Below are 23,402 nucleotides of genomic sequence, written 5' to 3'. Positions count from 1 at the left end.
CTAGCGACGGGCTTTCTCCGATTGGGGTTTCACGGACTCTGAGGATTCCAGCAACTCCCGGAGGACATTCATCCGCTCCCGGCTTGCCGCAACATCGGCGTTCATCTGGGCTGGCGCAGCTACAACCGGACGCAACAGGATAACCAGCTCACTCTTGCGGGACTCGAACTTGCGCTGTTTGAACAGCTCCCCCACCACCGGGATGTCGCTAAAGAATGGCACTGCGGAGTTGTCGTCTTCACTGGTGTTCTGTATCAGGCCACCAATTACGACAATCTGACCACTCTCAGCCCTGATTACACTGTCTGTCTCCCGCACGGTGCTACTCGCCAGTGGTAGGGTGACGTCCTGTTCGCCAATGGTGATGATTTTCTCCTGATCACTGACCTCACTCACCGCAGGGTGGACGTGAAGCGTGATACTGCCGTTCTCCGAAATCTGGGGCGTAACATCCAGGGAAATGCCGGAGAAGAAAGGCGTCAGTTCAACCGATGTGGACGTGCTGTCGGTCGCAGTAACCGCGGAATTGTTATTATCGAAATCAATATCCGTCACGAAGAACTCATCCGTGCCAACCTTGATCACCGCCTTCTGATTATTCACCGTGGAAATTCGCGGGCTGGAAAGGATCTGTACGTTACCCTGATTCCCCAACAACTGAATGAGCGCCGTAAAACTCCCCTCCCGGAAGGTTGCAGAGAAAAGCCCGCCGATATCAGACGTCTGAATTGCCTGGCCAGCGAGTGACTGCGCGGTGAAATCTGCCGGCAGACCATCACTCGCCGCGATCGAAGATGCGCTCTGTAAATCAGACCAGTTTATTCCCTGCTGATAGCTCTCATTCAATCCGATCTCGAGTATCTTCGCCTCCAGGATAACCTGGCGCTGCATGATCAGCTGGGTCCGGCGCAAATACTCTTCCACGAGTCTTAACTCATCTGTCCCGGCACTCACCATTACGAGTCCGGCTCCGGCGTTCACGACAACCTGGCGATTCCCGTCATTTCCGATAATCATGTTCAGTGCCTGGCGAATATCCGACCAGAAATTGGATTCGGTCTCCGTGGAAATCGTAGTCCCCGCAACATTTCGGGTTTCATTGCTGCCGTTATCAGAGTTATTCGACACACTGCCGTTGCTTCGGGAACTGGTCACCTGACCGGAGCTGACCCGGGTTTCCGAACCACCCTTACGCTTGAAGTTAAGATAATCAATCGGGAACATTCTGGTCCGGACACGATCGGCATTCACCCGGAACAGGCGGCCATTACGCTGAATATCGAGACCATAGAGGTCAGTGGCAATATCCATGACCTCCGGAACGGTGACATCACGCAGGCGCAAATCAATACTCGCCGTTACATCGGGATGAATAACCACGTTGTAGCGGGTGCCCTCAACGAGGGCTTCAAAGAAGCTGCGCGCAGCGATGCCACTGGCGTTAACATCAAAGCGCTCCTCAAGATCCGTCCCGCCGGTAAGTGGGGGCAAAAGTGCGGCGCTCACGTCCGCAGGCACGGCCGCGGATTCCGGCGCCGGACTCTCTTTCGGCGAAGACTGCTGTTCCGCCTCCACCATGGCGTTTTCGATGGCATCAGCAGCATCCGTGGATGTCGCCGTGGATGTCCGCATGAGCGGATTATTGCTGCACGCCGTCAGTACAGCCGCCATCAGCAGCGCACCCAGTCGTTTCATCGTTATCATGGTTGCCTGTTTGTTTGTCATTGGGTTCCCCGCACCTGCGGAAGCCTGTCCAGATACAACACCCGCACACGGCCATAGTCCACAACCTCTACACGGTTACGGTATATCCGGCGAACCCGGATTCCATCAAACACCTGCCCTTCAGCTCGTGGCTCGCCGTTGATCACCGCCACCCGCCGTTTGCTCCCGACCAGAATCGACTCAAGGGAAAGGCTGGTCTTGGGTATTGCTTTGACCGGGGCGTCACCGAATCCGGGCGGTCTGGTGGGGTCCTGGAGCGCAAAGGCCTGAGACACAAACACCGATGAAAGCCCGACCAGTGTCAGGGCGAGGAAACCTGATTTTACCCTCATCAGTCTGTTCACCTCACACTCCCAGCCAGGCAGGTTCCAGGCTCAGGGTTCGCACCTGTATAACGGCTTCGCCCCTCGGCCAGTTTTCGGCATCGTATTCCAGCACCACCCATCCCAGACGCTCATCCAGGGTTTCCAGATGTTCCAGGTAGGAGAGCACCTCCAGATAGCTTCCCTCAATCTTTAGCTCAACATCGTGGGCATACAGTAACGGGTCGTCAGTTTGCTGCCCGGTTGACTCAGTGCCGGGTGAACCTGACGCAGGTGCAAAGACCGGCGTTGGTGTTTTCAATTCCATGGCCTGAAGTTTTAAGGATTTCTGGGCTGCGAGCATCTCTCTTAGCAGCGAAACCATGGCCTTCGGGGCGATCAATTGTCCTGTGGTCTCGGCAATCTGACGATTGAGCCGGTCAAGCCGCGCCTGCCGCGCCTTCAACTGGTCGCGAAGTACCCTAGAAGGGTCCGTGGCCAATTGCTGGTTCAGGCTTTCTTGCTGAGCCAGCAGACTATTCCGGCTGTCGGACAAAGTTTGCTGTCGATTTTCAAGGCGCTGCTGCGTTTCCTGTGCCGGGGCGATACCCAGCTCCCACCCCAAAAACGCAAACAGAACCAACACGGTTGCTGTAATCAGTACGCGTTCCCGAATTGGCCGCTCATTAAACCAGGTCGCGCCCCGGTTCAGAGGTTCACGCCAGGACGTTGCCATCAGCCACCCTCCCCGGAACGCTCGGTTGCCACATGGAACTCGATCCAGGCGCCTTCTTCAGGCCTTGAAAGCCGGAATGCGCCAAATGTCTTGCCAGTGAAGACGGGTTCATTACCCAGGTTCTCCAGATACGCCGGCACCAATGCGCCAGACCTTGCCCTGCCTTCGATGGTAACCCGGTCCCTTTGCGCATCCAGTCGAATACCTGTCAGCCAGACGTCTTCGGGTATCTGCCTTGCAAGCGCCGCCATGCGGGGCGAAAAACTGGCGCCGCCATCCAGCACCAGGCTCTCCACACGTTCCAGCAAGCGCTGTCGGCGAGCGAGGGTATCGGTAATACGTTCCAGGGCGTCCTGCACATCAGGTTCCGGCTCTCTGACTCGCACGGCCTCTGAGAGTTGGGTGACGACCTGCTCCAGACCGCGATTCTGTTGTTCCAGCAAGGCGACCCGATCTTCAAGATGGTTATTCTGATAACGAACGATGGCAAAGGCTGCAACCAGAACCAGAAAAGCAAGTACAACGAGACCCAGGGCGGCACCTGCTTGAAGCCTCTCTTTCCGTGGGCGTAGCTCCTTGGTGAAGAGATTGACCTGCTGAATCATTGGTGCTCCCCTTCGGGAACAGAGAGGCTGGCGCTCCAGGCCGGCAAGCATCGACTGTCCAAAGGCTCCTCAAAGCCAACCGCCGACCAGTCCAGAGTTTCTACGCCGGCGGCGACATAAGAGGACAGCATGGACGCCAGCGGCAGAATATTATCCCGGGCAACCAGGTGAATCATTGCCGGCGGGACCTGGCCAAGTTGGCTCTCGTAGTAATCCAGTGAACGTTGCATTTCCAGCGCCAGTGACTGAACGGCCCCCTCCTGACGAGAAGCATCCCGCAGATCCTCCAGAGTCACATCAAGGCGACGTGACAGATACAGGGTACCCTCACGACACACAACCATCTGACCGTAGCGCTCCCTGAGATGTACCAGTGCCGCACCGCGATTTTTCTTATCGAGCCGGCTGACCAAATTACGCAAGGCCAGCTCTGCAATATCGATTTGATTCAGCTCCAGGCCGGCTTCCTGCACCAGCGTAACCAGTCCACTGACCAAGGACTTTCGTGCGGCAACAACATTGACCAGGGCGCCGCGACCACGAGACGCATCTTCAGGGAAGGGAAAGACATCGGAAACCGAATCGGAAGGGCTGAAATCCAGAAAATCCTTCAGTTTCCACTTAAGCGCATCGCCCAACTCGGACTCATCGATCCCCTCCGGACGTTCCATCTGAAAGACCTGGTACTGATCCAGTGGCAGTACGAGCGTAGTGTCCGCACCTGACCAACCATGCTTGTCCACGAGAGCCTGCAAGACCTTATGACGCTTTGCAGGCAGACATTCCTCAAATCCGGCAGACAACCCGGATTCCGCGGGCGATACAGCCCAGGCAATGCCGTCCGGGCGAACCTCCATAAAGACACGCTGGCGCCTTCGGGGGCCAGTAAACAAGCCGGTAATCTTTCTTGCGAGGGCATTTTTTGTCATGGAACTCTTTTAAGTAAAACCGAGACCTCTCGCCAACTTTGCGTCTCGCTCAAATATTTATCGCCCAAAAAAAGCAACTTTTGCGATGAATCGCATGATAGATGAGAGAGTGAACGTAACTCCACGCTTTTTGCCAGATTTCACCTGTTTTTGCATGTCATTTACAAAGAAGCCCCCGCAATGCGGGGGCTTCTTTGTAATGAGTGACCCTGAGGTTAACTCTAGAACGGAATGTCGTCGTCAAAATCATCAACGGGCTCAGGCATACTCCCCTGAGAAGGCTGACTGTAGCCACCGGACTGTTGCTGGGGCGGCGGGTTGTTGTTCTGCTGACCCGCAGGGGCATTGTATCCCGACTGCTGGGGCCGACCGGCCGGCGCACCCTGATTCATGCCACCTTCGCCACCACGACTGTCCAGCATCTGCATCTGGCCATTAATGTCGACCACGACTTCCGTGGTATAGCGATCCTGGCCATCCTGCCCCTGCCACTTACGGGTTTGAAGTTTACCTTCAATATACACCTTGGAACCCTTGCGCAGGTATTGGCCCGCAATCTCGGCGATCTTTCCGAACATTACGATGCGATGCCATTCGGTTTTCGGCACCAGCTGCCCCGACTGACGATCCTTATAGCTTTCGTCAGTTGCGAGATTCAGATTCACCACGGCATTGCCGTTGGGGGTATAACGGGTTTCCGGATCCTGCCCCAGGTTCCCGATAAGGATGACCTTGTTTACGCCTCGTGCCATTTTCTGCTCCTGACTCTGTTTTCAGGGACAACCCGCGCTCCCTGCGGGCTTCCAAATTTCAAGAACTGCTACCCTGCCGGACAAACGATAAGTCCGCAAGTAGCGCTTCATCAAACTGCTGACGATCCACCTTAAGATAGGCTGTGGCCGCATCCTCAACAATCACAACGTCCTGCACGCCGGGCACCCGGCGCAGGCTGTTATCGATATCGTCGTACTCGTTACCGACGACCTTCTGCAACTGTACCACGAAACTGGTGGTGTAACCCGGCGACGGCATCGTCAGCGCTACCATTAACCAGATCGCCAGAACGGCAACCATTAACCACAACACCCCGGGAACTCCCACCTGCTCCAGCAGCAGACCGCCGAGCGCGCCCCCGAGAAATGCACCCATAAACTGGGAGGTAGAATAGGCTCCCATCGCGGTGCCTTTGCTGGCTGCCGGCGCCTCCTTGCTAATCAGCGAAGGCAGGCTGGCCTCCAGAAGATTGAATGCCATGAAGAAGAAAAAGAGCACACTCCATGCCGCCAGCAAGCCCGCCGATACGCTCGCCAGGCTAGCGGTTGCCAGCGTCAGCAACGCGATTGCACCACAAAGCACCGGCTTCATCATGCGTTTCTTTTCACCAATAATAATGAACGGCACCATGGCAAAAAAGGATGTAACCATCACGCTCAGGTAAAACCACCAGTGCGAACTGCTGGCCAGGCCCAACTGATCCTGAAGCATGGTCGGAAAAACAAGGAAAAGCGATGTCAGCACCAGGTGGAGAGAAAAGATACCAAGATCGAGCCGTAGCAAACGACCGTCGGACAGCACACGGCCCAGCATCTCCTTTGCTGGATGAGTATCGGCACTCACCTTGTGCTGATGCGGCGTAGGCACAACACGGCTGACAATGATCAATGCAATAATTGCCAGAACGCCGGTTGTATAAAAAATTCCCGAGAGCCCCCAGACAGAACCGACCAAAGGCCCGAGCACCAGCGAAACGGAAAAGGAAAGGCCAATGGAGATGCCAACCGTCGCCATTGCTTTGGTGCGTTCCTCTTCCCGGGTCAGGTCACTCAGCAGAGCCATCAACACACTGGCAATTGCACCGGCACCCTGAAGAATCCGCCCGGCAATCACAACGTATATGGAGTCGGTGGAGCCAGCCAGGACGCTGCCGGCAGCAAACAGTACGAGACCAATGTAGATCATCCGCTTGCGACCTACCCGGTCCGACAGCAAGCCGAAAGGAATTTGCAGCAGCGCCTGACTAAGACCGTAGGCACCAATGGCGAAACCAAGTAATGCCGGTGTTGCGCCTTTCAGATCGCTGCCCAGCAGCATGAACACGGGCATGACCATGAACAGCCCCAACATACGCATCGCATAGACAGAAGCGAGGGCTGCAACGGATCGTCTTTCCAGCGCGTTCATGGCACTACTACCTCATCCGGGGTTGAAAGCGGAATGATGTGAAGGCACCTAAGCCCACAGGCCGCGCATTGTACCAGAAGGCGCAACAATCCGGGGACAGATCCGGATACCCCAAAACAACCGGCATTTTCGCCGTAGCCGCGGTAACGCGGTATAATTTTCGTTTTTATTTGAGCGAGGTGTTATGGACCATATCCAGATCAAAGGGGCACGAACCCACAACCTGAAGAACATCGACCTGGATATACCTCGGGACAAGCTGATTGTGATCACAGGGCTGTCTGGCTCGGGTAAGTCCTCGCTGGCATTCGACACGCTCTATGCGGAGGGCCAAAGGCGCTACGTAGAATCACTGTCCACATACGCCCGGCAATTCCTGTCCATGATGGAGAAGCCCGATGTGGATCACATCGAAGGTCTTTCCCCTGCCATTTCCATTGAACAGAAATCCACTTCGCATAATCCCCGTTCCACGGTTGGAACCATCACCGAGATCTACGATTATCTCCGGCTGCTCTTCGCCCGCGCTGGCGAACCGCGCTGCCCGGACCACGACCAGCCCCTCGAAGCGCAGACTGTGAGCCAGATGGTCGACCAGGTTCTGGCGATGCCCGAAGACAGCAAACTGATGATTCTGGCACCGGTCATTCGCGACCGTAAGGGCGAACATCAACAAGTCATCGATACCATGAGAAGCCAGGGCTTCATCCGCTTGAGGGTCGACGGCACCGTTTACGATATTGACGACATCCCGGATCTGGAAAAGAAACGCAAGCACCAGATCGACGTTGTGGTAGACCGTTTCAAGGTTAAGCCGGGGCTGGAGCAACGGCTGGCAGAAAGTTTCGAAACCGCTCTCGGCCTTTCAGACGGTATTGCATTTGTCGCACCTATGAGTGGCGACGGCGAAGAACATACATTCTCGGCCCGATACGCGTGCACCCAGTGCGGCTATGCCCTCAGCGAGCTGGAACCCAGAATCTTCTCATTCAACAACCCGGCCGGGGCTTGTCCGACTTGCGACGGGCTTGGGGTTAAACAGTTTTTCGATCCTGAAAAGATCGTCCAGCACCCGGAGGCAACCCTTGCCGCAGGTGCGATCAAGGGCTGGGACCGTCGGGCTGTCTATTACTTCCAGATGCTGGGAAGTGTTGCCGAGCACTACGACATCGACCTTGAAACGCCTTGGCTGGATCTGCCAGAAGACTTCCAGGACGTTCTGCTTAATGGTTCCGGCAGTGAAGAAATCCCTTTCCGGTACGTTAACTCTCGCGGTCACATAATGGAAAAGGCACACCCTTTTGAAGGCATCCTTCCGAATCTGGAGCGCCGGTATCGCGAGACAGACTCCCAAAGCATGCGCGAGGAGCTGGCGCGCAACCTGAGCACCCAACCCTGCAAAAGTTGCCACGGATCCCGCCTCCGCAGAAGCGCACGCCACGTCTTCATCGAAAACCGAAATTTACCGGAGGTAACCCGGCTGCCGGTTGGGGATGCCCACGACTATTTTGAAAAACTTGCGCTGCCCGGACGCAAGGGAGAAATCGCCGAAAAGATTCTCAAGGAAGTTCGTCAAAGACTCCAGTTTCTGGTGAACGTGGGCCTTGAATACCTGACTCTTGAAAGAAGTGCCGACACCCTTTCCGGGGGCGAAGCGCAGCGAATACGGCTTGCCAGTCAGATCGGTGCCGGCCTTGTCGGTGTGATGTACATTCTGGACGAGCCCTCTATCGGTTTACACCAACGCGACAACGATCGCCTGCTCTCCACGCTGACGCACCTCCGGGACCTCGGCAACACCGTTATTGTCGTTGAACATGATGAAGACGCGATCCGGGCCGCCGATCACGTCATTGATATTGGACCCGGCGCCGGGATTCACGGGGGGCATATCATCGCCCAGGGCACCCCCCAGGCAGTCATCGACAACCCTGACTCGCTGACCGGTCAATACCTGAGTGGCATCAAGGAAATTGCGGTTCCCGGAAAACGCAATACCGGCACGGGCAAACAGCTGACGTTGACGGGTGCCAGCGGAAATAACCTTCAGGAAGTCACTCTGAAACTCCCGCTTGGAGTCATGACCTGCGTCACGGGTGTTTCCGGTTCCGGCAAGTCCACCTTGATAAACAGCACCCTTTACCCAGTGGCTGCTGCCAAACTGAACAAGGCAACCAGCCTTAACCACGCGCCCTACAGTTCGCTCAAAGGCCTGGATCATCTGGACAAGGTCATCGACATAGACCAGAGCCCTATCGGACGCACACCCCGGTCTAATCCGGCAACGTACACCGGACTGTTCACCCCAATCCGGGAGCTCTTTGCCGGGACCCAGGAAGCCCGGTCACGGGGCTACAAGCCAGGACGCTTCTCCTTTAACGTCAAGGGCGGTCGCTGCGAAGCCTGTCAAGGCGATGGCGTCATCAAGGTTGAGATGCATTTCCTGCCAGACGTCTACGTACCCTGCGATGTTTGCAAAGGCAAGCGATACAATCGCGAAACCCTGGAGGTGCGTTACAAAGGAAAAAACATCCATGAAGTCCTGGACATGACTGTTGAGGAAGGACGCGAGTTTTTCGACGCCGTCCCCTTTCTGGCACGCAAACTACAGACACTCATTGACGTGGGCCTTTCCTACATCCGCCTGGGCCAGAGCGCTGTCACCCTCTCTGGCGGTGAGGCTCAACGTGTAAAGCTCGCAAAAGAGCTTTCCAAACGGGACACAGGGAAGACGCTTTACATCCTCGATGAGCCAACCACCGGCTTGCATTTCTACGATATTCAGCAGCTACTCAACGTCCTGCAGCGCCTTCGCGATCACGGAAATACAGTGGTAGTGATTGAGCACAACCTTGATGTGATCAAGACAGCAGACTGGATTGTCGACCTCGGGCCCGAGGGTGGATCAGGCGGCGGCAGAATTATCGCTGAAGGGACTCCCGAAGGTGTGGCGAACAACCAAGAATCCCATACCGGGCACTACCTGAAACCCATTCTCTCAAACTGAAATAAAGCGCCCGGCCACCTCTACAACTTTCGTCGGGCGCTTTCCTCTGGGCATAAAAAAACCGTCAATCCGAAGATTGACGGTTTTTTTGAACAAGTCCGAAGAGTCTTACTCTTCGTCGTCGTCCATCTCTTCAGCTTCAATATCCAGCGGACGACCCACCAGCTCAACAAATGCCATTGGGGCATTGTCGCCAGCACGGAAACCGCACTTCAGGATACGAAGGTAACCACCCGGACGCTCATTGTAACGGGGACCAAGCTCGTCAAAAAGCTTGGCAACCGCTGCATCGTCACGCAGGCGCGAAAACGCCAGACGACGATTCGCTACCGAATCATTTTTTGAAAGCGTGATCAAAGGCTCTGCTACCCGACGAAGCTCTTTGGCTTTCGGAAGCGTTGTTTTGATCAGCTCGTGTTCAACCAGTGACGCAGTCATGTTACGGAACATGGCCTTGCGATGCGCACTGGTCCTGCTGAACTTACGACCACTCTTACGATGACGCATTGCTCTTATTCCTTACCTTAAACTAATCGGCGATTAACCGCCCAGAACCCGGTCGTCGCCACGAAGGCTAGCCGGCGGCCAGTTATCAAGACGCATACCCAGTGACAGACCACGGGACGCCAGAACGTCCTTGATCTCGGTCAGCGACTTTTTACCAAGGTTAGGCGTCTTCAGCAGCTCAACTTCTGTGCGCTGAATCAGATCGCCGATGTAGTAAATGTTCTCAGCCTTCAAGCAGTTAGCTGAACGCACTGTCAACTCCAGATCATCTACCGGACGCAGCAGAATCGGATCGATTTCTTCCTCTTCCTCTACTCTTTCCGGCTCTTTCTCGTGATCGAAGTCAACAAACACAGCCAGTTGCTGCTGGAGAATGGTGGCGGCCCGGCGAATTGCTTCTTCCGGATCGATAGTGCCATTCGTTTCCAGGTCAATAACCAGCTTATCCAGATCGGTCCGTTGCTCAACCCGTGCACTTTCCACGGCATAAGCCACACGACGAACCGGGCTGAAAGTTGCATCCAGCTGCAGGCGTCCGATGGCGCGAGTTTCGTCCTCGTCGAGACCACGCTGGTCCGCAGGCTCATAGCCGCGGCCACGGTTAACCCGAAGGCGCATGTTCACTTCACCATTTTCACTCAGGTGACAGATCACGTGCTCCGGGTTGGCAATCTCAACATCATGGTCGAGCTTGATATCACCGGCTGTGACAACGCCCGGGCCTTTTTTGCTGAGCGTGAGCTCGGCATCGTCCCGACCGTTCATTTTCACGGCGACGCCTTTAAGATTCAGGAGAATCTCGATGACGTCTTCCTGGACACCCTCAATGGCGCTGTACTCGTGCAAGACGCCGTCGATCTGCGCTTCAGTCACGGCGCAGCCCGGCATCGATGACAAGAGAATACGGCGCAGTGCGCTACCGAGTGTATGCCCGAAACCTCTTTCCAGAGGCTCAAGCGTAACCTTGGCACGCGTGGCGCTTGATTCCTTCACGTCAATGGTACGAGGTGTCAATAACTCATGTACTGAACGCTGCATAGACGCCCCTATCTGCTATCGTTGCTAACTGGGCTTTACTTGGAGTAAAGCTCGACGATGAGGTTCTCGTTGATGTCGGCCGGCAGTTCAGTACGCTCTGGCACTGATCTGTAAACGCCGGACATCTTGTTGGCGTCGACCTCTACCCAGCTCACCGGTGCACGACTTGCAGACAGATCCAGCGCGCCTTTTACGCGAAGCTGGTTCTTGGCCTTTTCGCGCACACTCACAACATCACCGGGCTTGACCTGGTAGGAAGCGATGTTCACTACCTTGTCGTTCACCAGGATCGCTTTGTGAGAAACGAGCTGACGGGATTCTGCACGGGTAGAACCAAAGCCCATGCGATATACAACGTTGTCCAGACGACCTTCCAGAAGCTGCAGCAGGTTTTCACCCGTTGCGCCCTTGATTCGGGCCGCCTCTTTGTAGTAGTTGCGGAACTGCTTCTCAAGCACGCCGTAGATACGACGGACTTTCTGTTTTTCACGAAGCTGTACGCCGTACTCGGACAGACGACCGCGACGCGCGCCGTGCATACCCGGCGGAGTCTCGATGTTGCACTTGGAATCGAGCGCGCGAACACCGCTCTTCAGAAAAAGATCTGTCCCTTCACGACGAGACAGCTTGCACTTCGGGCCTATATAACGAGCCATATTTCACTGTCTCCTGTGTTAGACGCGGCGCTTTTTGGGCGGACGACAGCCGTTATGGGGAATCGGCGTCACATCTGTGATGTTGGTGATCTTGTAGCCACACGCATTCAGCGCGCGAACTGCAGACTCACGTCCGGGCCCAGGACCCTTAACCTCTACGTCCAGGTTTTTAAGGCCGTATTCAGCAGCCGCATTACCGGCTCTTTCAGCTGCTACCTGCGCAGCAAAAGGTGTACTCTTACGTGACCCACGGAAACCGGAACCACCGGAAGTGGCCCAGGACAGGACGTTGCCCTGACGGTCGGAAATGGTCACGATAGTGTTGTTGAAGGACGCGTGAATGTGCGCGACGCCATCAACAACCGTCTTTTTCACCTTTTTACGGGTACGTGTACCTGGCTTTGCCATGATTGCCTACCTGTTACTTACGAATAGGTTTGCGAGGACCTTTACGGGTGCGCGCGTTGGTCTTTGTGCGCTGGCCACGGACCGGAAGGCCATGACGATGACGCAGACCACGGTGACATCCGAGATCCTTCAAACGCTTGATGTTCATCTGTACTTCACGACGCAGATCGCCTTCGACAGACACCTTGCCCACTTCGGTACGAAGTGTTTCAAGCTGCTCATCGCTCAGGTCTTTGACCTTGACGTCCGGCTTTACGCCGGTTGCATCGCAAAGCTTCTGGGCTGTTGTCTTGCCTACACCAAAAATATAGGTGAGAGAGACAACAGCATGTTTGTGATCGGGTATATTGACACCGGCTATACGTGCCATCCAAATTACTCCGCGTTCAAAGCTTTGCTGTGTGAATGTTCCGCCACAAAAAGGGCGCGAAATAATAGCGCCTGACTCCCACCGGAGTCAAGCGCTACTATTACGTACCCCTTTGCGTTATCAGGTTTGGTCCCGAGGGATCAGCCCTGACGCTGCTTGTGGCGAGGCTCCGAGCAAATGACTCGTACTGAGCCATTGCGACGAATTACTTTGCAGTTACGGCAAATTTTCTTTACCGAAGCGCGTACTTTCATTGTCGACTCCAGTTTTCAAGGGGAACGGCTTAACCGTTCCGACCATAGCCCTTGAGATTGGACTTCTTCATCAGCGAATCATACTGATGCGACATCAGGTGTGACTGTACCTGCGCCATGAAATCCATCACCACGACTACCACAATCAGCAGCGACGTACCGCCCAGATAGAACGGAACGTTCCCGGCCACCATCAGAAACTGAGGGAACAGAGAAACTGCTGCAATGTACATTGCACCGAACAACGTCAGACGAGTCAGAACGCCGTCAATATACTTGGCAGTCTGATCACCCGGACGAATGCCCGGAATAAACGCTCCAGAGCGCTTGAGGTTATCCGCAACTTCCTTCGGGTTGTACATCAACGCTGTGTAGAAGAAGCAGAAGAAAACGACTGCTGCTGCAAACAGAATGATGTACAACGGCTGGCTAGGCGCCAACGCCTGGGAAACATCGCTCAGCCATTCCATACCTTCGCCCTGACCAAACCACTGCCCGATCGATGCCGGGAACAACAGAATGGATGACGCAAAGATCGGCGGAATAACGCCGGCCATGTTTACCTTTAACGGCAGGTGGCTGGACTGCTGAGCAAACACCTGACGGCCCTGCTGACGCTTGGCATAATTGATCGTCAACCGGCGCTGACCGCGCTCCATGAAGACAACAAAGCCAATCACCGCCACCGCGAGGACACCAATCCCGAGCACAACCAGGAGGCTCATCTCACCATTTCTGGCCTGCTCCAGCGTTTGCCCGATCGCACCTGGCAAGCCAGCCACGATACCCGCGAAAATCAGCAGGGAAATCCCGTTGCCGACTCCGCGCTCCGTGATCTGCTCACCCAGCCACATCATAAAGACCGCACCGCTGACGAAAGAAACAACCGCCACAAAGTGGAAGCTGAAGCTATCGTTAAACGTGACGCCCTGAGATGCCAGACCGACCGAAATGCCAGTACCCTGAACCAGGGCAAGGATGACCGTACCATACCGGGTGTACTGACTGATCTTGCGACGACCAGCTTCGCCTTCTTTCTTCAGCTGCTCAAGCTGCGGACTGACCGCAGTCATGAGCTGCATGATAATCGAAGCCGAGATGTACGGCATGATACCGAGAGCGAAGATACTCATGCGCTCAAGCGCACCACCGGAAAACATGTTGAACATGCTCAGGATGGTACCCTGATTCTGCTCAAACAGTGCCGCCAGACGGTCGGGGTTGATCCCCGGCACCGGGATATGGGCACCGATCCGGTACACCAACAATGCCAGGAAGACAAACCAGAGCCGCGATCGCAACTCTGCCAGTCCTTTACCCGCGCCCGCAGGCAATGATGCTGTCTTGGCCATTTAGTCCTCGACTCGCCTTAGTCTTCGACTTTACCACCCGCGGCGGCAATTGCCTCGCGTGCGCCTTTGGTTACCCGAAGTCCCTTTACGGTCACCGCACGGCTCAGTTCGCCGGACATGATAACCTTGGCTTCACGAATTTCTTCGCGAACGACATCTGCCTTTTTCAGGGCTTCCAGATCAACCACATCACCCTCTACCTTCGCCAGTTCGTTCAGGCGAATCTCAGCAACATACCGCTGCTGACGAGAGGTGAAGCCGAACTTCGGCAGACGACGGGCCAACGGCTGCTGACCACCTTCAAAACCGGGAGCAACGCTGCCGCCAGAACGGGCTTTCAGACCCTTGTGACCGCGGCCGCCGGTTTTACCGAGACCACTACCGATACCACGACCGACCCGCTTGGGGGCCTGGCGTGAACCGGGCTCCGGACTAAGTTCGTTCAGACGCATCTTAGTTCTCCTCAACCCGAACCAGGTAATATACCCGGCTGATCATGCCGCGAATGGAAGGCGTATCTTCCACTTCCACGGTGTGACCGATTTTACGAAGACCCAGGCCCTTAACACACATCTTGTGCTTGGGCTGGCAGCCGATAGGGCTGCGGGTCAGAGTTACTTTGATCGTATTTGCGTTCGCCATGACTTCAACCCAGAATCTCTTCCACGGTCTTACCGCGCTTGGCTGCAATATCTTCAGGCGCTTGAGTAGCCTGGAGACCCTTGATGGTGGAACGTACAACGTTCACCGGGTTGGTAGACCCGTAACACTTGGACAGTACGTTCTGGACACCCGCCACTTCCAGTACTGCACGCATCGCGCCACCGGCGATGATACCAGTACCTTCGGACGCCGGCTGCATGTAGACCTTGGAGCCCCCATGCTGCGCCTTGACCGGGTATTGCAGGGTAGTACCGTCGAGCGGAACTTCTACCATGTTTTTGCGTGCGGCTTCCATGGCCTTCTGGATAGCGACCGGCACTTCACGCGCCTTGCCACGACCAAAACCAACGCGACCTTTACCATCACCCACTACTGTCAGTGCGGTGAAGGCGAAAATACGGCCACCTTTTACAACCTTGGCGACACGATTGACCTGAACCAGCTTCTCCTGGAGCTCAGGCGCCTTCTGTTCGTTAACGCTCATCTTCTCCACCTCTTAGAATTGCAAGCCAGCTTCACGGGCTGCATCGGCCAAAGCCTGAATACGGCCATGGTAACGGTAACCGGAGCGGTCAAAAGCAACCTGCTCAACACCTGCTGCCTTGGCACGCTCAGCAATCAGCTGACCGACCTTTTTCGCAGCGTCCACGTTACCGGTTGCACCCTGGCGCAGATCCTTATCCAACGTGGAGGCAGAAGCCAGCACTTTACTGCCATCTGCTGTCGTAACCTGGGCATACATGTGACGCGGTGTGCGATGAACGCACAGGCGATTGGTACCCAACTCACGGATCTTCATGCGCACCTTGCGTGCGCGACGCAATCTTTCGCTATTTGTGCTCATAGTCCCGCCTTATTTCTTCTTGGCTTCTTTGCGTCTGACCTGCTCATCCGCATAACGAACACCCTTACCCTTATAAGGCTCGGGCGGACGGAACGCACGGACATCCGCAGCGACCTGGCCAACCTGTTGCTTATCGATACCGCGAATCACAACTTCCGTATTGGACGGAGTTTCGGCGGTAATCCCCTCGGGCAGCTCATACTCGACCGGGTGAGAAAAACCCAGTGTCAGGTTGAGCTTCTTACCTTGCGCCTGGGCACGGTAACCTACGCCCGTCAGCTGGAGCTTACGCTCGAAGCCTGTGGATACACCGGTCACCATATTGTTGACCAATGCACGAGTAGTACCAGCAAGAGCGCGGGACTGTTTAGCACCATCGCGGGCCTCGAAGCGCAGAATGTTTTCTTCCTGCTTTACTTCAACCGCTTGGTGAATGGTGAATTGAAGCGCTCCCTTGGAGCCCTTCACACTAATTTCCTGTCCGTTTAGCTTAACCTCAACACCGGAAGGCAGCACGACAGGATTATTGGCAACCCTGGACATGTGTATCTCCTAGAATACGGTGCAGATGACTTCGCCACCCACGCCAGCAGCACGTGCAGCGCGGTCTGTCATAACGCCCTTGGACGTTGAGACAATCGCGACTCCCAGACCACCGGATACTTTCGGCAGTTCCCCAGCGCCTCTGTACTGGCGCAGACTCGGACGGCTGGCCCGCTTGATCTCTTCAATAACCGGTTTGCCACCGAAATATTTCAGATCAATGGTCAGCTCGGGTTTCGCGTCAGCTGAAACGGAAAAATCCTGAACGTAACCTTCGTCCTTAAGGACCTGGGCTACGGAGATCTTCATCTTCGAAGATGGCATCGTGACGTCTGCCTTTGATGCCATCTGTGCATTACGGATACGGGTAAACATATCCGCAAGCGTGTCTTGCATACTCATTGGTATGAGGCTCCTGATCTTTTTAGTTGTGCAGCGGCGTGCCGCACCGCTTACCAACAGGCACCCGACCGAGGTCAGGGAACCTATCTTACCAGCTAGCTTTGGTCAGTCCCGGAACGTCACCGCGCATGCCGTATTCACGAAGCTTAATCCGTGACAGCTCGAACTTGCGCAGAACGCCGTGGGGGCGACCAGTTACCTGGCAACGATTACGAAGACGCGAAGGAGATGCATCGCGAGGAAGCTGTTGAAGCTTCATCTGTGCGTCCCAACGGTCATCATCGCTGGTATTCGGGTTCTTGATAATCGCCTTGAGCTCGGCACGCTTCGCTGCGAATTTCGCAACGGTCTTCTCGCGCTTGAACTCACGGTTTTTCATGGAAACCTTAGCCATTACACTCGTTCCTTATCTCTTGAACGGAAAGCCAAAGGCTTTCAGCAGTTCACGACCTTCATCGTCGGTACCGGCAGTGGTGGTAATGGTGATGTCCAGACCACGGATCTTGTCGACTTTGTCGTACTCGATCTCAGGGAAAATGATCTGCTCACGCACACCCATGCTGTAGTTACCACGGCCGTCGAACGACTTGGGATTCAGACCACGGAAGTCACGAATGCGGGGAACCGCAATGTGAACCAGGCGATCAAAGAAATCCCACATACGCTCGCCGCGCAGGGTAACTTTACAACCGATAGGCCAACCTTCACGGATTTTAAAACCCGCTACAGATTTACGTGCCTTGGTAACAACAACTTTTTGACCCGTCAGGCGCTCTAGATCCGCCACAGCGTTTTCAATCAGTTTCTTGTCACCAACCGCTTCGCCGACACCCATGTTAAGGGTGATCTTTTCGATACGCGGCACCTGCATAACGTTCTTGTAGCTGAACTCTTTCTGCAGGGCGGGTACCACTTCCTTACTGTACTGCTCTTTCATGTTAAGCATCGTAACCACCACCGCTTACTGGTTATCGACAGCTTCTTTCGTGGACTTGAAGATCCGCATCTTCGCGCCGTCTTCCTTGGTCTGGAAGCCTACACGATCGGCTTTGCCGGTCTGCGGATTAAAAATAGCCACGTTGGAAGCCTGGATAGGTGCTTCTTTTTCGACGATGCCACCTGGGGTGCCCAGCATCGGGTTCGGCTTGGTGTGCTTCTTGATCATATTGATACCAGAAACAACCATACGGCCATCGTCCTGAACCTTCAGGACTTTACCACGTTTGCCTTTGTCTTTCCCCGTGGTGACGATTACTTCGTCATCTCGTTTGATCTTTTTCATAACCGGCCTCTGGTCCTTTAAAGTACTTCGGGTGCCAGTGAGATAATTTTCATGAACTTCTCATTACGCAGTTCACGGGTAACCGGTCCGAAGATACGGGTACCAATAGGAGCGTCCTGAGCGTTCAGAAGTACTGCCGCGTTTCCGTCGAAACGGATCAGCGAACCGTCGGGACGACGAACACCCTTACGAGTGCGCACAACGACGGCGTTCAGGACCTGGCCTTTCTTCACTTTACCGCGGGGGATGGCTTCCTTGACGGTCACCTTGATGATATCCCCTACGCTGGCATAACGCCGATGTGAACCGCCCAGGACCTTGATGCACATCACCTGACGCGCACCGCTGTTATCCGCGACTTCAAGCATTGTTTGAGTCTGAATCATGGTTGTTCTCCGGGCGAATTACACCTTGGATGCACGTTCAGTGACTTCCACCAGGGCCCAGCTCTTGGTCTTGGAGACCGGACGGGTTTCCTGAATGGTCACAGTGTCACCAACGTTGCACTGATTGCTCTCATCGTGAGCGTGGATCTTGGTTGAACGCTTCATGTACTTACCGTACAGAGGGTGTTTCACCTGACGCTCGACCAGAACGACGATGGACTTCTCCATCTTGTTGCTCACGACCTTGCCGCTCAGAGTTCTGGCAGTTTGGGTAGCTTCAGTCATGTCACTGTCCTGCCTTTTCATTCAATACTGTTTTCACGCGAGCAATCTCGCGCTTCACCTTGCCGAGAAGGTGAGACTGATTCAGCTGACCTGTCGCCTTGCGCATGCGCAGGTTGAACTGCTCCTTCAGGAGGTCGATCAGCTCTTTGTTCAGCTCCTCGACTGACTTTTCACGCAGCTCTGTTGCTTTCATCACATCACCGTCCTCGTTACAAAGGTGGTCTGTACCGGCAGTTTGGCCGCTGCGAGTGTGAAGGCATCACGAGCGATATCCTCGGAAACACCTTCCATCTCGTAGAGCATACGGCCTGGCTGGATCTCAGCCACCCAATACTCGACAGAACCCTTACCTTTACCCATTCGTACTTCAAGCGGTTTGCCGGTGATCGGCTTGTCCGGGAATACCCGGATCCAGATCTTACCGCCCCGCTTGATGCGGCGAGTCATGGTACGACGCGCTGCCTCTATCTGGCGCGCAGTTATACGCCCACGGCTGGTCGCCTTCAATCCGTATTCACCGAAGCTCACCTTATTGGCGCGGTGAGCAAGACCGGTGTTACGGCCTTTCATTACCTTGCGGAATTTGGTGCGTTTTGGTTGCAGCATAAGAGTGCCCCTTTACTTAGAACCTTTCTTCCCAGAGGCTTTCTTGTCAGCACGGACCTGCTCCATACCACCAAGAATCTCACCTTTGAAGATCCATACCTTGACGCCGATTACGCCGTAAGTGGTATGCGCTTCGTAGGTCGCGTAATCAATATCTGCACGCAGAGTGTGCAGAGGTACACGACCTTCGCGATACCACTCGGACCGCGCGATTTCAGCACCCCCGAGACGACCACCTACCTGAATCTTGATACCCTTGGCACCCTGGCGCATGGCGTTCTGAACCGCACGCTTCATAGCGCGACGGAACATCACACGACGCTCCAGCTGACCGGCAACGTTTTGCGCTACCAGGCGGGCATCCAGATCCGGCTTGCGGACTTCTTCGATGTTGATGTGCACAGGCACACCCATCATGTCGCTGACTTCGCGACGCAGACGATCAACATCTTCGCCCTTCTTACCGATAACAATACCGGGACGGGCAGTATGGATCGTGATACGGGCGTTCTGAGCAGGGCGCTCGATCACAATCTTGCTGACAGACGCCTTAACCAGACGCTTGTCGAGGAATTCACGAACCCGAATGTCATTCAACAGGTTTTGTGAATATTCCTTTTTGTCGGCATACCAGACTGAGTTGTGCTCTTTGATCACACCCAGGCGCATGCCGGTTGGATTTACTTTATGACCCATCTGAGCATCTCCTACTTGTCGGCGACCTTGACGGTGATATGACAGGTGCGCTTGAAAATCCGATCAGCGCGCCCCTTGGCTCGAGCTTTGATTCGCTTGAGCGTCGGACCTTCATCCACCATGACGGTGGAAACCCGCAGTTCGTCAACGTCCAGACCTTCGTTATGCTCAGCGTTAGCGATGGCAGACTCAAGAGCTTTCTTGAGCACGACCGCCGCCTTCTTCGGGCTGAAAGTCAGAATGTTCAGGGCGTCCTCAACAGCCTTGCCGCGTACTTGGTCAGCGACAAGACGTGCTTTCTGAGCTGAGAGGTTAGCGCCCTTATACTTGGCTGCTACTTCCATTTCTATTCCCTCACAATCAGCGTTTAGCTTTCTTGTCGGCCGCATGACCACGATAAGTACGCGTTGCCGCGAACTCACCCAGCTTATGTCCAACCATATCTTCGGTGACATAAACCGGCACGTGCTGCTTGCCGTTGTGGACTGCAATGGTCAGGCCTACCATCTCTGGAAAAACTGTCGACCGGCGGGACCAGGTTTTGATCGGCCGCTTGTCGTTAGTTTCCAGAGCTGCCTCGACCTTCTTCAATAGATGCAGGTCTATAAAAGGACCTTTCTTCAAAGAACGTGGCACAGCAATTACCTCTATGTAGTCGTTTACTTGGCCGAACGACGACGTACTATCATCTTGTCAGTACGCTTGTTCTTACGAGTCTTATGCCCTTTGGTCGGAACACCCCACGGAGTAACCGGGTGACGCCCGCCAGAGGTACGCCCTTCACCACCACCATGTGGGTGGTCAACTGGGTTCATAGCAACACCACGTACTGTTGGCCGTTTGCCGCGCCAACGTGATGCACCCGCTTTACCAAGCTGCTTGAGACTGTGTTCGCTGTTGGATACTTCACCCAACGTTGCACGGCAATCTACAAGCACCTTTCGCATTTCACCTGAGCGCAGGCGGATGGTGGCATATGCACCTTCACGCGCTACCAGCTGTACGGATGCGCCCGCGGAGCGAGCCAGCTGAGCACCTTTGCCAGGCTTGAGTTCGACGCAGTGGATCACAGAACCGACCGGAATATTCCGGAGCGGCAGTGTGCTACCCACCTTAATCGGTGCGTCGATACCGGAGCGCACCGGATCACCGATCTGCATTCCTTTGGGAGCGACAATGTAACGACGCTCACCATCGGAGTACTTCAGCAGTGCAATGTGCGCAGAGCGGTTCGGATCGTATTCCAGGCGTTCAATAACTGCCGGGATACCATCTTTGGTCCGCTTGAAATCAATTACGCGGTAGTGCTGCTTGTGGCCACCACCAACGTGACGAGAGGTAATGCGACCCGCATTGTTACGACCTCCCGTTTTATTCAGTCTCTCTACCAACGGCTCGTGAGGGCGCCCTCTGTGCAGATCCTGGTTGTAAAGCTTTACAACGTGACGGCGTCCGGCAGATGTTGGTTTGGTTTTGACGATCGGCATATTACGACCCCTTTACCTTATTCCACATCCAGAAAATCGATGTCCTGACCTTCTGCCAGCTTTACATAAGCCTTACGAATGTCATTACGCTTGCCGAACCCGCGGATAGTGCGCTTGAGCTTACCCTTACGGTTCAGAACCTGAACACCTTCTACGGTGACGTTGAACAGCTGCTCAACGGCTTTTTTGATCTCCGGCTTGGTAGCATCCGGGGCAACCCGGAAAACAACCTGGCCATGCTCGGCCACCAGAGATGCTTTTTCAGATACGTGTGGCCCAAGCAGGACCTTGTAAATACGTTCCTGATTCATCCCAGCATCTCCTCGATCTTCTTCAGAGCGGGAACCGTCACCACGACATTCTCATAGGCAACCAGGCTAACCGGATCCAGACCCGCGATATCGCGCACATCTACGTGCGGAATGTTGCGTGATGCCAGGTGCAGATTCTGCTCAACGCTCTCAGACAGAATCAGAGCGTTGCTCACACCGAGATCCTTCAGCTTGGCGGTGAATGCCTTGGTCTTCGGGGTATCAACGTTCATCTCGTCAACAACCACCAGACGCTCTTGGCGAACCAGCTCGGAAAAAATGGAGCGCATCGCTGCGCGGTACATTTTGCGGTTTACCTTTTGCTCAAAGCCACGAGGCTTGGCTGCAAAGGTAACACCACCGGCACGCCAGATCGGGCTACGAATGGTACCCGCACGGGCACGACCGGTGCCCTTCTGACGCCAGGGCTTCTTACCGCCACCGCTGACTTCGGAACGCGTTTTCTGAGCCTTGGTACCCTGACGGCCTGCTGCCATGTATGCAGTAACCACCTGGTGAACCAGCGACTCGTTAAAATCTTTGGCAAATGCAACGTCGGAAACAGAGATTCCCTTGCCGCTGCCTGTAATAGTCAATTCCATCGCACCGCTCCTCAGGCTTTAACTGCAGGCTTGATGACAACATCGCCGCCAGTAGCGCCTGGAACGGCACCACTCACCAGCAGCAGGTTGCGCTCAGCGTCGACACGGACAATCTTCAGGTTCTGCACGGTGACCTGTGCGTTACCCATCTGGCCCGCCATCTTCTTGCCCTTGAATACCTTACCCGGAGTCTGGTTCTGACCAATGGAACCCGGAGCACGGTGAGAGAGGGAGTTACCGTGGGTAGCGTCCTGCATGGAGAAATTCCAACGCTTCACGCCGCCCTGAAAACCCTTACCTTTGGACTGACCGATGGCATCAACCACCTGACCATCTTCAAAGACGGAAGCACTGATCTCGCCGCCGGCCGCCAGGTCTTCACCCTCGCCTTCAGCCAGACGGAATTCCCACATTCCACGGCCGGCTTCAACACCCGCCTTGGCAAAGTGGCCTGCTTCACTCTTGGTTACACGGGAAGAACGACGAGTACCAACAGTAACCTGAACGGCACGATAACCATCGTTTTCAAGAGTTTTTAGCTGGGTAATGCGGTTTGGCTCAACCTCAATTACCGTTACGGGCAGCGCCTGCCCGTCTTCCGTAAAAATACGGGTCATACCGGCCTTCCGACCGACTACACCAATTGCCATGTTTCACCTCTATAAGTGTACGGGGCTCTCACCCTCTATGGCCTTATGACAGTTACACAGACTAATACCGGGCGGTATTAGCCGAGGCTGATCTGAACGTCTACACCTGCTGCCAGGTCCAACTTCATCAAAGCATCTACTGTCTTTTCCGTCGGCTCGACAATATCGAGCAAACGCTTATGCGTACGAATTTCATACTGATCGCGCGCGTCCTTGTTGACGTGCGGAGAGACCAGGATGGTGTACTTTTCCTTCCGCGTCGGCAGAGGGATTGGTCCACGCACCTGAGCGCCGGTCCGCTTCGCGGTATCGACGATCTCCTGCGTGGACTGGTCGATAAGGCGATAATCAAACGCCTTCAACCGGATTCGAATCTTTTGGCTTTGCATGATGCACCAAACTCCACTCGTAGCAGCTACTTGTTAGCCGACCTTCAAAAAAAGGAGCCGCATTGTATGCATAATACCCAACGCTGTCAACAGCATTGCTGTTTGACCGGGTCGGGCACAAGCTTCGCGACTGAAACAGAAAAAGGGGCTGAGTATTCAGCCCCTTTTTCCTGATCAACCGAGCAG

The 23,402-nt window shown here is 54.9% G+C and carries 36 protein-coding genes; 1 reads left to right on the top strand and 35 read right to left on the bottom strand.

Features of this window, described 5'->3' with window-relative positions; translation table 11 throughout:
- The 7 genes from mshL to KFJ24_RS00150 all read right to left on the bottom strand — a co-directional run bounded on the left by mshL (position 1) and on the right by KFJ24_RS00150 (position 6,478).
- Complete coding sequence (gene mshL, locus KFJ24_RS00180; protein ID WP_250829068.1) at positions 1 to 1,725, bottom strand: pilus (MSHA type) biogenesis protein MshL; 1,725 nt, start codon at positions 1,723 to 1,725, stop codon at positions 1 to 3.
- On the bottom strand, positions 1,722 to 2,057 hold the full coding sequence (locus KFJ24_RS00175; protein WP_250829067.1) for a hypothetical protein: 336 nt from the start codon (positions 2,055 to 2,057) through the stop codon (positions 1,722 to 1,724). The genes mshL and KFJ24_RS00175 overlap by 4 nt, the downstream gene beginning before the upstream one ends.
- A gap of 13 nt (positions 2,058 to 2,070) precedes the next feature.
- Positions 2,071 to 2,763 (bottom strand): MSHA biogenesis protein MshJ, encoded by a 693-nt coding sequence (locus tag KFJ24_RS00170; RefSeq protein ID WP_250829066.1) that lies wholly within the window; start codon positions 2,761 to 2,763, stop codon positions 2,071 to 2,073.
- Entirely contained in the window at positions 2,763 to 3,368 is a 606-nt protein-coding gene (locus tag KFJ24_RS00165; protein ID WP_250829065.1) for a PilN domain-containing protein, read from the bottom strand. The genes KFJ24_RS00170 and KFJ24_RS00165 overlap by 1 nt, the downstream gene beginning before the upstream one ends.
- The gene (locus KFJ24_RS00160; RefSeq protein ID WP_250829064.1) at positions 3,365 to 4,297 is read right to left on the bottom strand and encodes a biogenesis protein MshI; all 933 of its coding nucleotides are present in this window, start codon (positions 4,295 to 4,297) and stop codon (positions 3,365 to 3,367) included. The genes KFJ24_RS00165 and KFJ24_RS00160 overlap by 4 nt, the downstream gene beginning before the upstream one ends.
- A gap of 221 nt (positions 4,298 to 4,518) precedes the next feature.
- Positions 4,519 to 5,049: a single-stranded DNA-binding protein gene (gene ssb / locus KFJ24_RS00155; RefSeq protein ID WP_250829063.1), complete on the bottom strand. Its 531-nt coding sequence runs from the start codon at positions 5,047 to 5,049 to the stop codon at positions 4,519 to 4,521.
- 58 nt (positions 5,050 to 5,107) lie between these two features.
- A complete protein-coding gene (locus tag KFJ24_RS00150; RefSeq protein ID WP_250829062.1) occupies positions 5,108 to 6,478 on the bottom strand; it encodes an MFS transporter in 1,371 nt (456 codons plus the stop codon).
- Between the two features lie 184 nt (positions 6,479 to 6,662).
- Here KFJ24_RS00150 and uvrA point away from each other — a divergent pair, with 184 nt between their 5' ends.
- The gene (uvrA, locus tag KFJ24_RS00145; protein WP_250829061.1) at positions 6,663 to 9,485 is read left to right on the top strand and encodes an excinuclease ABC subunit UvrA; all 2,823 of its coding nucleotides are present in this window, start codon (positions 6,663 to 6,665) and stop codon (positions 9,483 to 9,485) included.
- A 108-nt stretch (positions 9,486 to 9,593) separates the two neighbouring features.
- Here uvrA and rplQ read toward each other — a convergent pair whose 3' ends face one another.
- The 28 genes from rplQ to rpsJ form a co-directional block, all read right to left on the bottom strand.
- Entirely contained in the window at positions 9,594 to 9,992 is a 399-nt protein-coding gene (rplQ, locus tag KFJ24_RS00140) for a 50S ribosomal protein L17 (protein ID WP_250829060.1), read from the bottom strand.
- A gap of 33 nt (positions 9,993 to 10,025) precedes the next feature.
- Complete coding sequence (locus KFJ24_RS00135) at positions 10,026 to 11,030, bottom strand: DNA-directed RNA polymerase subunit alpha (protein ID WP_218637441.1); 1,005 nt, start codon at positions 11,028 to 11,030, stop codon at positions 10,026 to 10,028.
- Between the two features lie 35 nt (positions 11,031 to 11,065).
- Positions 11,066 to 11,686, bottom strand: a complete 621-nt coding sequence (rpsD, locus tag KFJ24_RS00130; RefSeq protein WP_250829059.1) for a 30S ribosomal protein S4 — start codon at positions 11,684 to 11,686, stop codon at positions 11,066 to 11,068.
- A gap of 18 nt (positions 11,687 to 11,704) precedes the next feature.
- A complete protein-coding gene (gene rpsK / locus KFJ24_RS00125) occupies positions 11,705 to 12,094 on the bottom strand; it encodes a 30S ribosomal protein S11 (protein ID WP_007153992.1) in 390 nt (129 codons plus the stop codon).
- 13 nt (positions 12,095 to 12,107) lie between these two features.
- Positions 12,108 to 12,464: a 30S ribosomal protein S13 gene (gene rpsM, locus KFJ24_RS00120; protein WP_250829058.1), complete on the bottom strand. Its 357-nt coding sequence runs from the start codon at positions 12,462 to 12,464 to the stop codon at positions 12,108 to 12,110.
- 140 nt (positions 12,465 to 12,604) lie between these two features.
- Positions 12,605 to 12,718 carry a 50S ribosomal protein L36 gene (gene rpmJ / locus KFJ24_RS00115; RefSeq protein WP_008174902.1) on the bottom strand — a complete coding sequence of 38 codons (114 nt, stop codon included), beginning with the start codon at positions 12,716 to 12,718 and terminating at the stop codon, positions 12,605 to 12,607.
- Positions 12,719 to 12,747: 29 nt separating this feature from the next.
- A complete protein-coding gene (gene secY, locus KFJ24_RS00110; protein ID WP_250829057.1) occupies positions 12,748 to 14,070 on the bottom strand; it encodes a preprotein translocase subunit SecY in 1,323 nt (440 codons plus the stop codon).
- A 17-nt stretch (positions 14,071 to 14,087) separates the two neighbouring features.
- Positions 14,088 to 14,522, bottom strand: a complete 435-nt coding sequence (gene rplO / locus KFJ24_RS00105; protein WP_250829056.1) for a 50S ribosomal protein L15 — start codon at positions 14,520 to 14,522, stop codon at positions 14,088 to 14,090.
- A 1-nt stretch (position 14,523) separates the two neighbouring features.
- Positions 14,524 to 14,712: a 50S ribosomal protein L30 gene (rpmD, locus tag KFJ24_RS00100; RefSeq protein ID WP_250829055.1), complete on the bottom strand. Its 189-nt coding sequence runs from the start codon at positions 14,710 to 14,712 to the stop codon at positions 14,524 to 14,526.
- Positions 14,713 to 14,716: 4 nt separating this feature from the next.
- On the bottom strand, positions 14,717 to 15,217 hold the full coding sequence (gene rpsE, locus KFJ24_RS00095) for a 30S ribosomal protein S5 (RefSeq protein WP_008174892.1): 501 nt from the start codon (positions 15,215 to 15,217) through the stop codon (positions 14,717 to 14,719).
- 12 nt (positions 15,218 to 15,229) lie between these two features.
- The gene (rplR, locus tag KFJ24_RS00090) at positions 15,230 to 15,577 is read right to left on the bottom strand and encodes a 50S ribosomal protein L18 (protein ID WP_250829054.1); all 348 of its coding nucleotides are present in this window, start codon (positions 15,575 to 15,577) and stop codon (positions 15,230 to 15,232) included.
- Positions 15,578 to 15,586: 9 nt separating this feature from the next.
- Positions 15,587 to 16,120, bottom strand: a complete 534-nt coding sequence (gene rplF / locus KFJ24_RS00085) for a 50S ribosomal protein L6 (protein WP_250829053.1) — start codon at positions 16,118 to 16,120, stop codon at positions 15,587 to 15,589.
- A 9-nt stretch (positions 16,121 to 16,129) separates the two neighbouring features.
- A complete protein-coding gene (rpsH, locus tag KFJ24_RS00080) occupies positions 16,130 to 16,522 on the bottom strand; it encodes a 30S ribosomal protein S8 (RefSeq protein ID WP_250829052.1) in 393 nt (130 codons plus the stop codon).
- A gap of 88 nt (positions 16,523 to 16,610) precedes the next feature.
- Entirely contained in the window at positions 16,611 to 16,916 is a 306-nt protein-coding gene (gene rpsN / locus KFJ24_RS00075) for a 30S ribosomal protein S14 (RefSeq protein WP_250829051.1), read from the bottom strand.
- A gap of 12 nt (positions 16,917 to 16,928) precedes the next feature.
- A complete protein-coding gene (gene rplE / locus KFJ24_RS00070; protein ID WP_250829050.1) occupies positions 16,929 to 17,468 on the bottom strand; it encodes a 50S ribosomal protein L5 in 540 nt (179 codons plus the stop codon).
- A gap of 15 nt (positions 17,469 to 17,483) precedes the next feature.
- Positions 17,484 to 17,804 carry a 50S ribosomal protein L24 gene (gene rplX, locus KFJ24_RS00065; RefSeq protein ID WP_250829049.1) on the bottom strand — a complete coding sequence of 107 codons (321 nt, stop codon included), beginning with the start codon at positions 17,802 to 17,804 and terminating at the stop codon, positions 17,484 to 17,486.
- 17 nt (positions 17,805 to 17,821) lie between these two features.
- Positions 17,822 to 18,190: a 50S ribosomal protein L14 gene (rplN, locus tag KFJ24_RS00060; protein ID WP_250829048.1), complete on the bottom strand. Its 369-nt coding sequence runs from the start codon at positions 18,188 to 18,190 to the stop codon at positions 17,822 to 17,824.
- An 18-nt stretch (positions 18,191 to 18,208) separates the two neighbouring features.
- The gene (gene rpsQ, locus KFJ24_RS00055; protein WP_012139774.1) at positions 18,209 to 18,475 is read right to left on the bottom strand and encodes a 30S ribosomal protein S17; all 267 of its coding nucleotides are present in this window, start codon (positions 18,473 to 18,475) and stop codon (positions 18,209 to 18,211) included.
- A gap of 1 nt (position 18,476) precedes the next feature.
- Positions 18,477 to 18,668: a 50S ribosomal protein L29 gene (gene rpmC / locus KFJ24_RS00050; protein WP_041341437.1), complete on the bottom strand. Its 192-nt coding sequence runs from the start codon at positions 18,666 to 18,668 to the stop codon at positions 18,477 to 18,479.
- A complete protein-coding gene (rplP, locus tag KFJ24_RS00045; RefSeq protein WP_218637435.1) occupies positions 18,668 to 19,081 on the bottom strand; it encodes a 50S ribosomal protein L16 in 414 nt (137 codons plus the stop codon). Before rplP ends, rpmC begins: the two co-directional genes overlap by 1 nt.
- Positions 19,082 to 19,093: 12 nt before the next feature.
- Positions 19,094 to 19,777, bottom strand: coding sequence for a 30S ribosomal protein S3 (gene rpsC, locus KFJ24_RS00040; protein ID WP_070970521.1), 684 nt, complete (start codon positions 19,775 to 19,777; stop codon positions 19,094 to 19,096).
- 11 nt (positions 19,778 to 19,788) lie between these two features.
- Positions 19,789 to 20,121: a 50S ribosomal protein L22 gene (gene rplV / locus KFJ24_RS00035; protein ID WP_041341430.1), complete on the bottom strand. Its 333-nt coding sequence runs from the start codon at positions 20,119 to 20,121 to the stop codon at positions 19,789 to 19,791.
- 16 nt (positions 20,122 to 20,137) lie between these two features.
- Positions 20,138 to 20,413, bottom strand: coding sequence for a 30S ribosomal protein S19 (rpsS, locus tag KFJ24_RS00030; protein WP_218637434.1), 276 nt, complete (start codon positions 20,411 to 20,413; stop codon positions 20,138 to 20,140).
- Positions 20,414 to 20,436: 23 nt separating this feature from the next.
- A complete protein-coding gene (gene rplB / locus KFJ24_RS00025; protein WP_250829047.1) occupies positions 20,437 to 21,264 on the bottom strand; it encodes a 50S ribosomal protein L2 in 828 nt (275 codons plus the stop codon).
- A gap of 17 nt (positions 21,265 to 21,281) precedes the next feature.
- A complete protein-coding gene (gene rplW / locus KFJ24_RS00020) occupies positions 21,282 to 21,575 on the bottom strand; it encodes a 50S ribosomal protein L23 (protein ID WP_041341428.1) in 294 nt (97 codons plus the stop codon).
- Positions 21,572 to 22,177: a 50S ribosomal protein L4 gene (gene rplD, locus KFJ24_RS00015; RefSeq protein WP_250829046.1), complete on the bottom strand. Its 606-nt coding sequence runs from the start codon at positions 22,175 to 22,177 to the stop codon at positions 21,572 to 21,574. The genes rplW and rplD overlap by 4 nt, the downstream gene beginning before the upstream one ends.
- Positions 22,178 to 22,188: 11 nt before the next feature.
- Positions 22,189 to 22,827, bottom strand: coding sequence for a 50S ribosomal protein L3 (gene rplC / locus KFJ24_RS00010; protein WP_250829045.1), 639 nt, complete (start codon positions 22,825 to 22,827; stop codon positions 22,189 to 22,191).
- Between the two features lie 77 nt (positions 22,828 to 22,904).
- Positions 22,905 to 23,216 carry a 30S ribosomal protein S10 gene (gene rpsJ, locus KFJ24_RS00005; protein WP_041341420.1) on the bottom strand — a complete coding sequence of 104 codons (312 nt, stop codon included), beginning with the start codon at positions 23,214 to 23,216 and terminating at the stop codon, positions 22,905 to 22,907.
- Between the last annotated feature and the right edge of the window lie 186 nt (positions 23,217 to 23,402).

The organism is Marinobacter sediminum, from assembly GCF_023657445.1.
Taxonomy (GTDB): Bacteria; Pseudomonadota; Gammaproteobacteria; order Pseudomonadales; family Oleiphilaceae; genus Marinobacter; species Marinobacter sediminum_A.
The sequence above is the reverse complement of the archived record's forward strand: the minus strand, read 5'-3'. Positions and strand labels throughout refer to the sequence as shown.

Excerpts from the sequence above, each read along its gene's own strand:
- mshL (WP_250829068.1), bottom strand. The coding sequence starts at position 1,725 with ATGACAAACAAACAGGCAACCATGATAACGATGAAACGACTGGGTGCG.
- KFJ24_RS00175 (WP_250829067.1), bottom strand. The coding sequence starts at position 2,057 with ATGAGGGTAAAATCAGGTTTCCTCGCCCTGACACTGGTCGGGCTTTCA.
- KFJ24_RS00170 (WP_250829066.1), bottom strand. The coding sequence starts at position 2,763 with ATGGCAACGTCCTGGCGTGAACCTCTGAACCGGGGCGCGACCTGGTTT.
- KFJ24_RS00165 (WP_250829065.1), bottom strand. The coding sequence starts at position 3,368 with ATGATTCAGCAGGTCAATCTCTTCACCAAGGAGCTACGCCCACGGAAA.
- KFJ24_RS00160 (WP_250829064.1), bottom strand. The coding sequence starts at position 4,297 with ATGACAAAAAATGCCCTCGCAAGAAAGATTACCGGCTTGTTTACTGGC.
- ssb (WP_250829063.1), bottom strand. The coding sequence starts at position 5,049 with ATGGCACGAGGCGTAAACAAGGTCATCCTTATCGGGAACCTGGGGCAG.
- KFJ24_RS00150 (WP_250829062.1), bottom strand. The coding sequence starts at position 6,478 with ATGAACGCGCTGGAAAGACGATCCGTTGCAGCCCTCGCTTCTGTCTAT.
- uvrA (WP_250829061.1), top strand. The coding sequence starts at position 6,663 with ATGGACCATATCCAGATCAAAGGGGCACGAACCCACAACCTGAAGAAC.
- rplQ (WP_250829060.1), bottom strand. The coding sequence starts at position 9,992 with ATGCGTCATCGTAAGAGTGGTCGTAAGTTCAGCAGGACCAGTGCGCAT.
- KFJ24_RS00135 (WP_218637441.1), bottom strand. The coding sequence starts at position 11,030 with ATGCAGCGTTCAGTACATGAGTTATTGACACCTCGTACCATTGACGTG.
- rpsD (WP_250829059.1), bottom strand. The coding sequence starts at position 11,686 with ATGGCTCGTTATATAGGCCCGAAGTGCAAGCTGTCTCGTCGTGAAGGG.
- rpsK (WP_007153992.1), bottom strand. The coding sequence starts at position 12,094 with ATGGCAAAGCCAGGTACACGTACCCGTAAAAAGGTGAAAAAGACGGTT.
- rpsM (WP_250829058.1), bottom strand. The coding sequence starts at position 12,464 with ATGGCACGTATAGCCGGTGTCAATATACCCGATCACAAACATGCTGTT.
- rpmJ (WP_008174902.1), bottom strand. The coding sequence starts at position 12,718 with ATGAAAGTACGCGCTTCGGTAAAGAAAATTTGCCGTAACTGCAAAGTA.
- secY (WP_250829057.1), bottom strand. The coding sequence starts at position 14,070 with ATGGCCAAGACAGCATCATTGCCTGCGGGCGCGGGTAAAGGACTGGCA.
- rplO (WP_250829056.1), bottom strand. The coding sequence starts at position 14,522 with ATGCGTCTGAACGAACTTAGTCCGGAGCCCGGTTCACGCCAGGCCCCC.
- rpmD (WP_250829055.1), bottom strand. The coding sequence starts at position 14,712 with ATGGCGAACGCAAATACGATCAAAGTAACTCTGACCCGCAGCCCTATC.
- rpsE (WP_008174892.1), bottom strand. The coding sequence starts at position 15,217 with ATGAGCGTTAACGAACAGAAGGCGCCTGAGCTCCAGGAGAAGCTGGTT.
- rplR (WP_250829054.1), bottom strand. The coding sequence starts at position 15,577 with ATGAGCACAAATAGCGAAAGATTGCGTCGCGCACGCAAGGTGCGCATG.
- rplF (WP_250829053.1), bottom strand. The coding sequence starts at position 16,120 with ATGTCCAGGGTTGCCAATAATCCTGTCGTGCTGCCTTCCGGTGTTGAG.
- rpsH (WP_250829052.1), bottom strand. The coding sequence starts at position 16,522 with ATGAGTATGCAAGACACGCTTGCGGATATGTTTACCCGTATCCGTAAT.
- rpsN (WP_250829051.1), bottom strand. The coding sequence starts at position 16,916 with ATGGCTAAGGTTTCCATGAAAAACCGTGAGTTCAAGCGCGAGAAGACC.
- rplE (WP_250829050.1), bottom strand. The coding sequence starts at position 17,468 with ATGCTTAACATGAAAGAGCAGTACAGTAAGGAAGTGGTACCCGCCCTG.
- rplX (WP_250829049.1), bottom strand. The coding sequence starts at position 17,804 with ATGAAAAAGATCAAACGAGATGACGAAGTAATCGTCACCACGGGGAAA.
- rplN (WP_250829048.1), bottom strand. The coding sequence starts at position 18,190 with ATGATTCAGACTCAAACAATGCTTGAAGTCGCGGATAACAGCGGTGCG.
- rpsQ (WP_012139774.1), bottom strand. The coding sequence starts at position 18,475 with ATGACTGAAGCTACCCAAACTGCCAGAACTCTGAGCGGCAAGGTCGTG.
- rpmC (WP_041341437.1), bottom strand. The coding sequence starts at position 18,668 with ATGAAAGCAACAGAGCTGCGTGAAAAGTCAGTCGAGGAGCTGAACAAA.
- rplP (WP_218637435.1), bottom strand. The coding sequence starts at position 19,081 with ATGCTGCAACCAAAACGCACCAAATTCCGCAAGGTAATGAAAGGCCGT.
- rpsC (WP_070970521.1), bottom strand. The coding sequence starts at position 19,777 with ATGGGTCATAAAGTAAATCCAACCGGCATGCGCCTGGGTGTGATCAAA.
- rplV (WP_041341430.1), bottom strand. The coding sequence starts at position 20,121 with ATGGAAGTAGCAGCCAAGTATAAGGGCGCTAACCTCTCAGCTCAGAAA.
- rplB (WP_250829047.1), bottom strand. The coding sequence starts at position 21,264 with ATGCCGATCGTCAAAACCAAACCAACATCTGCCGGACGCCGTCACGTT.
- rplW (WP_041341428.1), bottom strand. The coding sequence starts at position 21,575 with ATGAATCAGGAACGTATTTACAAGGTCCTGCTTGGGCCACACGTATCT.
- rplD (WP_250829046.1), bottom strand. The coding sequence starts at position 22,177 with ATGGAATTGACTATTACAGGCAGCGGCAAGGGAATCTCTGTTTCCGAC.
- rplC (WP_250829045.1), bottom strand. The coding sequence starts at position 22,827 with ATGGCAATTGGTGTAGTCGGTCGGAAGGCCGGTATGACCCGTATTTTT.
- rpsJ (WP_041341420.1), bottom strand. The coding sequence starts at position 23,216 with ATGCAAAGCCAAAAGATTCGAATCCGGTTGAAGGCGTTTGATTATCGC.